The sequence below is a fragment of the Mesorhizobium sp. M5C.F.Ca.IN.020.29.1.1 genome (genome assembly GCF_003997375.1).
In the GTDB taxonomy this organism is placed as follows: Bacteria; Pseudomonadota; Alphaproteobacteria; order Rhizobiales; family Rhizobiaceae; genus Mesorhizobium; species Mesorhizobium wenxiniae.
This window is the reverse complement of the sequence record NZ_RZSW01000750.1, coordinates 1-2,320: the sequence shown is the minus strand read 5'-3', so window position 1 is coordinate 2,320 and position 2,320 is coordinate 1. Positions and strand designations below refer to the sequence as shown.

Sequence of the window (2,320 nt, the reverse complement as noted above, 5' to 3'; positions counted from 1 at the left end):
CGACAATGACCGGCATTTCCATCCCGACATGGAAAAAGCCATCGCTATGGTGCGCAGCGGCGCGGCGGTGAGGGCGGCGAGCGCGGTGGCGCTGCCGGCGATTTCTGGAGCCGCATGATGAACGAGCGCGATTGGCTTACCGTCCATGAGGGAACCAAGCCGCTGCTTGTCAGCTTGCCGCATACCGGCACCGATCTGGCTGGTTTGGAAGATCGGTTCGTTTCGCCGTGGCTTGCACATCGCGACACGGACTGGTGGATCGAACAACTCTATGACTTTGCGGCCGATCTTGGCGCCAGCGTTGTTCGGACGTCGATCTCGCGCAGCGTCATCGACGTCAATCGCGATCCGTCAGGTGTTTCTCTGTATCCCGGCCAAACCACTACCGGTCTCTGCCCAACGGAGACGTTTGACGGCGATCCGCTCTATCGCCCCGGCTTGGAACCAGACGCTGAAGAGACAGAGCATCGGAGCCGTCGCTTTTTTTATCCGTATCACAGCGCAATTGCTGGAGAAGTTGCGCGGATAAAGGGCGCTCATGGCAGGGCCGTGGTCTATGACTGCCACTCGATCCGCTCGGTGCTGCCGCGGCTGTTCGAGGGGACGCTGCCGGTGTTCAATCTCGGCACCAATGACGGCAAGAGCGCCGATCCGGCCTTGCAGGCGATGGTCGAAGAGATCCTCGCCGGAACCGGCGAGACATACGTTGTAAATGGCCGCTTCAAGGGTGGCTGGATCACGCGCCATTTCGGCCAGCCGCAGAACAACGTCCACGCGCTGCAGATGGAACTGTCCAACCGCGGCTATATGCGCGAGCCCGAGGGCAAGGGGACGCCCGGCAATTGGCCGGTGCCTTATGACCCCGCATTCGCCGCGCCGATCCGCGCCACGCTGAGGCGGATCCTGGAAAGCGCGATTGCCTGGGCCGGGCGCTGACGCTCCGCCGCGCAGCTCATTCGAAAGGAAAGTGACGCCATGACCGATCCTCGTCATAACATCCGCGAAGTCCGCAGCCCACGCGGCAGCGAGCTCAATGCCCGCTCATGGCTGACGGAAGCGCCGTTGCGCATGCTGATGAACAATCTCGATCCCGACGTCGCCGAAAACCCCAACGAACTGGTCGTCTATGGCGGCATCGGCCGGGCGGCGCGTACCTGGAACGACTTTGATCGCATCGTCGCCTCGCTGAAGACGCTTGGAGATGACGAGACGCTTCTGGTGCAGTCCGGCAAGCCGGTCGGCGTGTTCCGGACTCACACCGATGCGCCGCGCGTGCTGATCGCCAATTCCAACCTCGTGCCGCACTGGGCGACATGGGAGAAATTCAACGAGCTCGATAAGAAAGGCCTGATGATGTACGGCCAGATGACGGCCGGCTCATGGATCTACATCGGCACGCAAGGCATCGTGCAGGGCACCTATGAGACCTTCGTCGAGGCCGGCCGCCAGCATTACGGCGGCAACCTCAGGGGCAAATGGATCCTGACTGGCGGCCTCGGCGGCATGGGCGGCGCCCAGCCGCTGGCTGCGGTCATGGCCGGCGCCTGCTGCCTGGCGATCGAATGCGATCCCGACCGTATCGATTTCAGACTGCGCACCCGCTATGTCGACGAGCGCGCCGACAGGCTCGACGAGGCGCTGGAAAAGATCGAGCGCTGGACCAGGGCCGGCGAGGCGAAATCGGTCGGCCTGGTCGGCAACACCGCCGACATCGTGCCGGAACTGGTGCGGCGTGGCGTGCGCCCCGATATGGTCACCGACCAGACGTCGGCGCATGATCCGCTCAACGGCTATCTGCCCAAGGGCTGGTCGCTCGCCGAATGGCGCGAGAAGCGCACCAGCGACCCGAAGGCGGTCGAGAAGGCGGCGCGCGCGTCGATGCGCGAACATGTCGAGGCGATGGTGGCGTTCTGGAACGCCGGCGTGCCGACGCTTGATTACGGCAACAACATCCGTCAGGTGGCGAAGGAGGAAGGATTCGAGAACGCCTTTGCCTTCCCGGGTTTCGTGCCGGCCTATATCCGACCGCTGTTTTGTCGCGGCATCGGCCCGTTTCGCTGGGCAGCCCTCTCCGGCGAGCCCGAGGACATCTACAAGACAGATGCCAAGGTGCGCGAATTGACGCCCGGCAACACCCACCTGCACAACTGGCTCGACATGGCGCGCGAGCGTATCGCCTTCCAGGGCCTGCCGGCGCGCATCTGCTGGGTCGGTCTCGGCGATCGCCACCGGCTCGGCCTCGCCTTCAACGAAATGGTGGCGAAGGGCGAGCTCAAGGCGCCGGTGGTCATCGGCCGCGATCATCTCGATTCCGGCTCGG

2 protein-coding genes are annotated in these 2,320 nt (G+C 63.9%); both read left to right on the top strand.

Translation table 11 applies throughout. The features are described from left to right. Window positions 1-114: 114 nt before the first annotated feature. Entirely contained in the window at window positions 115-936 is an 822-nt protein-coding gene (gene hutG / locus EOA85_RS33060; RefSeq protein WP_127212512.1) for an N-formylglutamate deformylase, read from the top strand. Window positions 937-975: 39 nt separating this feature from the next. Continuing rightward, the coding region (hutU, locus tag EOA85_RS33055; RefSeq protein WP_127212511.1) for a urocanate hydratase at window positions 976-2,320 on the top strand (1,345 nt) is incomplete at its 3' end.

Bases quoted from the DNA above. Each gene is read 5' to 3' on its own strand.
- hutG (WP_127212512.1), top strand. From the start codon at position 115: ATGATGAACGAGCGCGATTGGCTTACCGTCCATGAGGGAACCAAGCCG.